The 6893-nt window shown below is 69.7% G+C and carries 7 protein-coding genes and 1 pseudogene; 5 read left to right on the forward strand and 3 right to left on the reverse strand.

Annotated features, from left to right (window positions below):
- Nucleotides 1-2: 2 nt before the first annotated feature.
- Nucleotides 3-1094 carry a hypothetical protein gene (locus RT309_RS00890; protein WP_313354464.1) on the forward strand — a complete coding sequence of 364 codons (1092 nt, stop codon included), beginning with the start codon at nucleotides 3-5 and terminating at the stop codon, nucleotides 1092-1094.
- A 44-nt stretch (nucleotides 1095-1138) separates the two neighbouring features.
- On the opposite strand, the pseudogene RT309_RS00895 reads toward RT309_RS00890, so the two are convergent.
- Nucleotides 1139-1234 (reverse strand): annotated as a pseudogene (locus RT309_RS00895) (Fe-S cluster assembly protein HesB); the annotation flags it as partial.
- A gap of 97 nt (nucleotides 1235-1331) precedes the next feature.
- Here RT309_RS00895 and RT309_RS00900 point away from each other — a divergent pair.
- Nucleotides 1332-1556 (forward strand): FitA-like ribbon-helix-helix domain-containing protein, encoded by a 225-nt coding sequence (locus tag RT309_RS00900; RefSeq protein ID WP_313354466.1) that lies wholly within the window; start codon nucleotides 1332-1334, stop codon nucleotides 1554-1556.
- Nucleotides 1553-1936, forward strand: coding sequence for a type II toxin-antitoxin system VapC family toxin (locus tag RT309_RS00905; RefSeq protein WP_313354468.1), 384 nt, complete (start codon nucleotides 1553-1555; stop codon nucleotides 1934-1936). The genes RT309_RS00900 and RT309_RS00905 overlap by 4 nt, the downstream gene beginning before the upstream one ends.
- A 19-nt stretch (nucleotides 1937-1955) precedes the next feature.
- On the opposite strand, the gene RT309_RS00910 is transcribed toward RT309_RS00905, so the two are convergent.
- Both RT309_RS00910 and RT309_RS00915 read right to left on the reverse strand, forming a co-directional pair.
- The gene (locus RT309_RS00910) at nucleotides 1956-2855 is read right to left on the reverse strand and encodes an oxygenase MpaB family protein (RefSeq protein ID WP_313354470.1); all 900 of its coding nucleotides are present in this window, start codon (nucleotides 2853-2855) and stop codon (nucleotides 1956-1958) included.
- 50 nt (nucleotides 2856-2905) lie between these two features.
- Nucleotides 2906-4168 (reverse strand): glutamyl-tRNA reductase, encoded by a 1263-nt coding sequence (locus tag RT309_RS00915; protein ID WP_313354472.1) that lies wholly within the window; start codon nucleotides 4166-4168, stop codon nucleotides 2906-2908.
- A 113-nt stretch (nucleotides 4169-4281) separates the two neighbouring features.
- Between RT309_RS00915 and hemE the strand changes: the two genes are divergently transcribed.
- Both hemE and RT309_RS00925 read left to right on the forward strand, forming a co-directional pair.
- Entirely contained in the window at nucleotides 4282-5295 is a 1014-nt protein-coding gene (gene hemE, locus RT309_RS00920; RefSeq protein ID WP_313354474.1) for a uroporphyrinogen decarboxylase, read from the forward strand.
- 277 nt (nucleotides 5296-5572) lie between these two features.
- On the forward strand, nucleotides 5573-6893 hold a 1321-nt coding region (locus RT309_RS00925), incomplete at its 3' end, for an FAD-dependent oxidoreductase (protein WP_313354476.1).

Here is a 6893-nt window from a genome sequence, read left to right on the forward strand (position 1 = left end):
GCATGGCCCATCTTCACGCTGACCTTCATGTTGTTGCCTGGTCTGGGGGCGATGGCTGCCGCCGGTGCCGCGAAGCGCTCGTATGCGACGGCAGCGGTATCTGTGGCGGACTGGGTGCGGGGAGGGGCGCCGAACACGACGTCGAGATAGCCTCCGGTTTTGGCTTCCTGGCCGTCATGGCGACGATCGTGATCGGAATTGCGTTCTCTCTCCCTCCAGCGGGAGTGCAAGCGCTACCGAAGAAAAACCGCAGGCTTATCGAGTTCCTGACTCTCGGCGTCACGCTCGGGGTGTCGTTGTTCTCAGCACTGGTGCTGTGGGTCGTCCTTTGGCGGCAGGTAACGCTTGAACTAATCCTCTTGCTACTCAGCGCCTGGTTTGTGTCAGTCGTGGCCGGTCTGGTGGAGCTCAAGCGTCCAGTTGCGGAGAGGGTGTCCGCCGCAGGACGCGAGAGGGAAAAGCTCCGTAGCGGCGCGAAGAATTCCGGTTTCGTGGAGGGAACGACAATCACGTTCCGTCAGCGAGTGGGAGCAGAATCTGCATACTGGCTGATCCCATTGCTCGGCCTTCCTCTTACTAGCGGCGCGGGCCTGGTCTGGGACTACGGCGGATCGCAGGTCGACTACTGTGCTTGGGCGTTGCTCCTCATCGTGGGGTGGGGAGCTGGTCTGGTGGCGCTCGCGTGGCGCGTGACGGCACCGTTTCCTCCGCACAAGCTCAGCGATCAAGTGCTCTCCTGGACTTTCCGGGTTATCGGACTCGTCATGATGCTTCTCGCGCCTCTGGGCGCGATACTCGCGAGGTCGTGGGCGTTCGCCGCGCTGTCTGCGCTTTCGGTCGTTGTGGTCATAGCGCTTTACATCGTTGTCACGCCGACGATTCGTGCCCCCTTCGTGAAGGCGATTCGGGACGCTGCAACAGCCAAACGACTGGCGTTGGCGGATGAGTGGTACGAGAAGGTGCTGCAGGAGCTTCACGACGAACGGCCGAGTGAGCCATCAACGTCGACGAGCCAGTCGGGACCGGAGCCGATCATCCGAATCGAGGTGTTCCGACATCGTGCGAAGCGCCACTCCTCGGAGAAGAGCAGGTGAACCTTGACGACGTCAAGGTCTCGCTTCGTTCTAGGTGGTTAGCCCACCTGCTGGTCGAGCAGCATCCCCACCAGCAGCGCCAGCGGGTTGTTCGTGAGCAGGTCGTCGGCGGCGGTGTCTCCGATGATGTGCAGGGCCATGATGACAGTGTCGCATTCGTGCGGATGACCCGAGACGGAACCCCAGGGCCCATAGCAGACACATGCATGCAATATGCATGTGGCGTATGCTAACTGCATGCCAACGATTCAGGTCCGCAACGTCTCCGAGGAGACGAGTCGAGCGCTCAAAGCGAAGGCCGCGCTCGAAGGGCGCTCGCTGAGTGACTATCTGCTGCGCGAGCTCGACCGGCTGGCGACGCGTCCGAGCCGAGCCGAACTGCTGGAGCGGATCGCGAGCCGCGGCGTCGCTGCCCTCGAACCGGCAGCACAGGTGCTCGCTGAGCAGCGCCCCGGTCGATGACGCTCGTCGTCGATGCATCCGCGGTCGCCGAAATACTGTTCGGAACCGAGGCAGGGCAGCGGGCGGCAGCACTGATCGACGGGCGCGAACTGTTGGCGCCGCAGCACCTCACGGCTGAAGTCGCCTCCGTCATCCGTGGATGGTCGCTCAGCCAGCAGATCAGCGATGAGCAGGCGCTGCGCGCGTTCCGTGAGTTCGACGCGCTCGGCGTCGAGCAGGTGCCGATGATGTCCATGCTGCCCGCCGTGTATGACCTGCGACACAATGTCAGCGCCTATGACGCCATGTACGTCGTGCTCGCGCGCGCGGCACAATGCTCGTTGCTGACCCTCGACGCTCGTCTCGCAGCATCCGCTCCGGATTGCGCACTGCTGCCGTAGCGTTCGCGCGATCAGGCGCTCAGCCTCGGCGTGAGGCCGCCAGACGAGCCAGCCGTCGGCGCGCGAAGTCCTGCGCGCGAGGACCGGATCCCAGCGATCGCTCGGCCAGAGCGAGCACGATCCGCGTCGCGGTGACGACGGGGAGGATGCTGCGACGCACGCCCAGCATGCGACGGTAGCGGCGCGGGATCGTGGCGACCGCCGCAGCGAACAGCACACGGTAGGCGATGCCCATCGCTCCGGTGAACGGCGGACGGCGCAGGAACGCGACCACATCGCGGGTGCGCTCGTCTGCGCGCAGCTCGCCACGCTCGACGAATCCCTGCAGTCGTCCTCGCAGCTCGGCTGCGCTCGTGGGCGGATCCGGCACGTGCATCAGCCGTCCGGCGGTCGCCCATTCGGCGACATAGGCGTCCGCCCCGCCCGGGATGGGTCCTCCCCACACCTCGTGAGCAGTGAGGAACGCGTCGGCGAAGGCGAGGTGCACCCATTCGACGAGATCGGCGGACGATGCGCTGTACGACCGCTCGGTTCCATCCCCGCCGGTGTACTCGCCGCTGACGCGGCGATGCAGGCGAGCCACCCGCGCCGTCTCCCGCTCCGCCTGCGCCCGCGAGCCGTACGTGACGCTCAGCACCCACCGCACGGTGCCGTTCAGGCGCGAGATGGGGTCTTCGCGATAGCGGGAGAAGTCGTGGACGCCCGCCATCGCCCCGGGATGCAGCGCTTGGACCAGCAGCGCCCGGATGCCGGCGACGAGCGTGCCCATCCCGGCGTGGACGGTCCAGGCGGCGCCGCCGTAGGCGAACCAGCCCTCGTCATCCCCCTCCGCGAGCTCACGCACCCACCTCGGCGTCCCGTCCGGGTCACCGCTGAGCGCCATGAGCAGGCGCGCTCGCAGGGGTACACGCGACGTCATGCTCCCAGCGTCGCACGTCTCGGGGGCGTGGGCGCCGACCGGGCGCGTGATCAGGCGGAAGCGGAGTCGGACACGGCATCCGACGCAGGGGACAGGCCGTACAGCACCTCGAGCGCCACGTGGAAATCGTCGGCACGGCCCTCGGCGGCGAGCTCGTGGGCGCGCGTCGTGGGAGTGTGCAGCAGCACGCCGGCGAGGTGTCGCATCGCCTGCTCGACCAGCCCGTTCTCGTCGCCCCTGCGTCGGGCGCGGTCGATCTCCGCTTCGAGCAGGCCGAAGATGTGGGTGCGCAGCGCCACGACCGCGGGGGTCACGCTCGCGCGCGAGCCGTCGAGGTGGAAGCTCTCCGCGGCCTCCCGCACGACGTGACGTGCGGCATCGGTCGCGTGCAGCTCTTCGAGCGGGGCGTGCAGGCGGATGGTCTCGAGGTCGAGCAGGGCGACGCCTTCGAGCTGCGCGACGGCAGGGTCGACGTTGCGCGGCATGCCGAGGTCGATGACGAGCTGCGAGTGGGTGCCGACCGGGCATCCGGCCGCGGCACCCCGTTCGCGATCGAACTGCGCCGGACCCAGCACCATCTCGGCCGTCGTGCAGGTGATCAGCAGCGACGAGTGCTGTGCGACGGTCGCGTAGTCGGCTGCGGCGACCGGACGGATGCCGTGCTTCTGGGCGAACGGCACGGCGCGACCCGACGGGGAGTAGACCGAGATGTCGACGGCGCCGCGCTCGCGCAGCGACGCGAGCGTGACGGCGGCGTACGAGCCGGTGCCGACCAGCAGTACGCGCTCGGCGCTCCAGTCGGCGATGCGGCTGTCGGCGAGTTCGAGCGAGAGCCGCACGAGCGAACGGCCGGCGCGGTGCAGGGCGGTGACGTTCTTGACCTTGCGCTGAGCCTGGCTGGCGCGCTGGAACAGACGCTCGAGCTGCGGTGACGTGGTGCCCTGCTCGCGCGCGCCGCTGAGAGCGCGGCGCACCTGACCGGCGATCTCGCCCTCGCCCGACACGACCGACTCCAGACCCGATGCGACGGCGAACAGGTGCTCGGCGACGTGCGGGTGCTCGACCACCCGGCATGAACCGTCGAGGTCTGCGGAGGGGATGCCGGTGGCCTGCGCGACCGTCTCGATGACCGCCTCCGGATCCGTCTCCTCGGCCTCGACATAGGCTTCGAATCGGTTGCAGGTGGCGAGCACGACGGCTCCCTGCGCGCCCGCAGCCATAAGGCTGGGGGCGACGGTCTCGGGCTGGCGGCTGAGGCGTTCGAGCAGTTCGAATGGGGCGGTCTTGTGGCTCGCCGTCACGCAGATCAGCACCTGGCAAGTGTACGTGCCGTTGCTATGGGAGGCATCCAAGCGCGACTTGATCCGACATCCGGCCCCGGCGTGACCCCGGCGCACGCATAGGCGCTCGATGCGATGATGACGGCATGAGTGATCTGCTGCGCGCGCTCGCCGGTGAGACCCCCGAGCGCACCCCCGTCTGGTTCATGCGTCAGGCCGGGCGGTCGCTGCCCGAGTACCGTGAGCTGCGGGTCGGCACCAGGATGCTGGATGCCTGTCTCACCCCCGACCTGGCATCGGAGATCACCCTGCAGCCGGTGCGCCGACACAAGGTCGACGCGGCGGTGTTCTTCAGCGACATCGTGATTCCGCTGCGTCTCGCGGGAGTCGACGTCGAGATCGAACCCGGTCGCGGCCCGGTCTTCGCCAACCCGGTGCGCACCGCAGACGACGTCGCCCGCATCACGCAGATCGACGCTGCCGACCTCGACGGCACCGCGGTCGCCGAGGCCGTGCGCCTGACCGTCGCCGAGCTGGGCGAGACCCCGCTGATCGGTTTCGCCGGGGCGCCGTTCACCCTGGCCGCATACCTCATCGAGGGCGGCCCGTCGAAGGAGCACCTGCGCGCCCGCGCCATGATGCACGCCGACCCCGAGGCGTGGAACGCGCTCGCCGGATGGCTCTCGCGCATCTCTCGGCGCTTCCTCGAGATCCAGCGCGACGCGGGAGCCTCGGTCGTGCAGCTCTTCGACTCGTGGGCAGGGTCCCTCAGCACGGCCGACTACCGAACGCACATCGCCCCGCACTCGAAGGCGGCGCTCGACGGGATCGGGCTGCCGAGCATCCACTTCGGTGTCGGCACGGGCCCGTTCCTCGCCGACATGCGCCTCGACGGCGTCGCCGATGCGGTGGGCGTCGACTGGCGGATGCCGCTCGACGAGGCGACCCGCATCGTCGGACCCGACACGGCAGTGCAGGGCAACATCGACCCCGCGATGCTGCAGGCGCCGTGGCCCGTGTTGGAGGCGCACGTGCGCGATGTCATCGCCCGCGGTCAGAGCGCCAAGGGGCACATCCTCAACCTCGGTCACGGCGTGCCACCTGAAACCGACCCCGACCAGCTGACCCGCATCGTGCAGGTCGCGCACGGCGAGCTCTGACTCCGGCGCGCGCCGGACTCTCCCGCCGGTCGGGCTCGGCGGGAGGAGCCAGATGTCGGCGTAAGGCAGCGGATGAGCGGCATTCGGCTCCCCGGCAGCGGGATGGTCGCCGCGGAGGGCTGCCGACCGGGCGCCGCGCAGCCTGTCCAGGAGCCAGATGCCGCTGAAGTCGGGCCGATGACGGACGTTCGGCTCCCCGACACGGGGAGCCCGTCGTCGCCCGGGCTCGTGCAGCCACGGGCATCCGGCGCATAGGGCCCGGTGGAAGAATCGAGCCATGACCTCCGAGCATTCTCCCGAACTCGCCGCGCGAGCGGCGCAGCAGCACGTCGTCGTGATCGGTGGCGGCATCGGCGGTCTGGTCGCAGCCCGGGAATGCGCGAAGGTGGGCATGCGGGTGACGCTGCTGGAGGCATCCGAGGCGCTCGGCGGCAGCATCCGCACCGCCGAGCTCGACGGCATCACCGTTGACGCGGGAGCCGAGAGCTTCGCGACGCGCGGCGGTCACGTGAAGGCGCTCGTCGACGGGCTGGGCCTCGCTGATGCGGTGGTTCCCCCGCAGGGCGGCGGCGCGTGGCTGAGCGGCATCCCGGGGGCCGCCGACGCGCCTCTTCCCAAAGGCAGCCTGCTCGGCATCCCGGCCAACCCCTTCCAAGACGACGTGCGCCGCATCATCGGCTGGCGCGGCGCCTGGCGTGCGTACCTCGCCCGCCTCGGCCCGCCTCTGACCATCGGGCACGAGCGCAGCCTCGGCAAGCTGGTCGGCTCGCGAATGGGTGCCCGCGTGCGCGACAGGCTCGTCGCCCCGGTGACTGCGGGCGTCTACTCCGCCGACCCCGACGAGGTCGACACCGATGTCGCCGCGCCAGGACTCAATGCCGCACTCACGCGCATCGGCTCGCTGACCGGAGCGGTCGGCCTGCTCGCGGCCGAGCGCAAGGGCACAGCGCCGGGAGCGGCGGTGCTGGGGCTCGTCGGCGGCATGGGCCGGCTGGTCGAGGCGCTGCGCGCCGACCTCATCGCGTACGGAGTCGACATCCGCACGGGCACCCGCGTGACCCGTCTCGAGCGAGACGGCGAGCACTGGAGCGTCGAGATCGCGCCGCTGACGGACGCGAATCCGGATACCGACGCGCCCCTGCGCGCCACCGGCGTAATCGTGGCGACAGCCGAGCCGTCGGCGCGCCCCCTCATCGACGCGCACATCTCGGGCCTCGGCGAGATCGGGGACGCGCCCGAGATCGAGATCGTGACGCTGCTGATCGACGCACCGGAGCTCGACGCCGCGCCCCGCGGCAGCGGCGTGCTCACGGTGCCAGGCAGCCACATAGCCAAGGCGCTGACCCACTCCACGGTCAAGTGGGGCTGGCTGCGCGATGCGGCTGCGGGCCGCCACCTCGTGCGCGTGTCGTTCGGCAGCCAGGGCGAGACTGCGGCGACGGCCGCCCTCGATGACGACGCGGCTGCCGGGCTCGCGCTGTCGGAGGCATCCGCCTTGCTCGGCGTTCCGCTGCGCCCAGCCCAGCTGTTGGCCGCACACCGCGCCCGCTACGTGCAGGCCCAGCCGACCTCGCTCATCGGCGCCACCGAGCGGCGTG

Source organism: Microbacterium sp. (genome assembly GCF_032084865.1).
GTDB lineage: Bacteria > Actinomycetota > Actinomycetes > Actinomycetales > Microbacteriaceae > Microbacterium.

Bases quoted from the DNA above. Each gene is read 5' to 3' on its own strand.
- RT309_RS00890 (WP_313354464.1), top strand. From the start codon at position 3: ATGGCCCATCTTCACGCTGACCTTCATGTTGTTGCCTGGTCTGGGGGC.
- RT309_RS00900 (WP_313354466.1), top strand. From the start codon at position 1,332: ATGCCAACGATTCAGGTCCGCAACGTCTCCGAGGAGACGAGTCGAGCG.
- RT309_RS00905 (WP_313354468.1), top strand. From the start codon at position 1,553: ATGACGCTCGTCGTCGATGCATCCGCGGTCGCCGAAATACTGTTCGGA.
- RT309_RS00910 (WP_313354470.1), bottom strand. From the start codon at position 2,855: ATGACGTCGCGTGTACCCCTGCGAGCGCGCCTGCTCATGGCGCTCAGC.
- hemE (WP_313354474.1), top strand. From the start codon at position 4,282: ATGAGTGATCTGCTGCGCGCGCTCGCCGGTGAGACCCCCGAGCGCACC.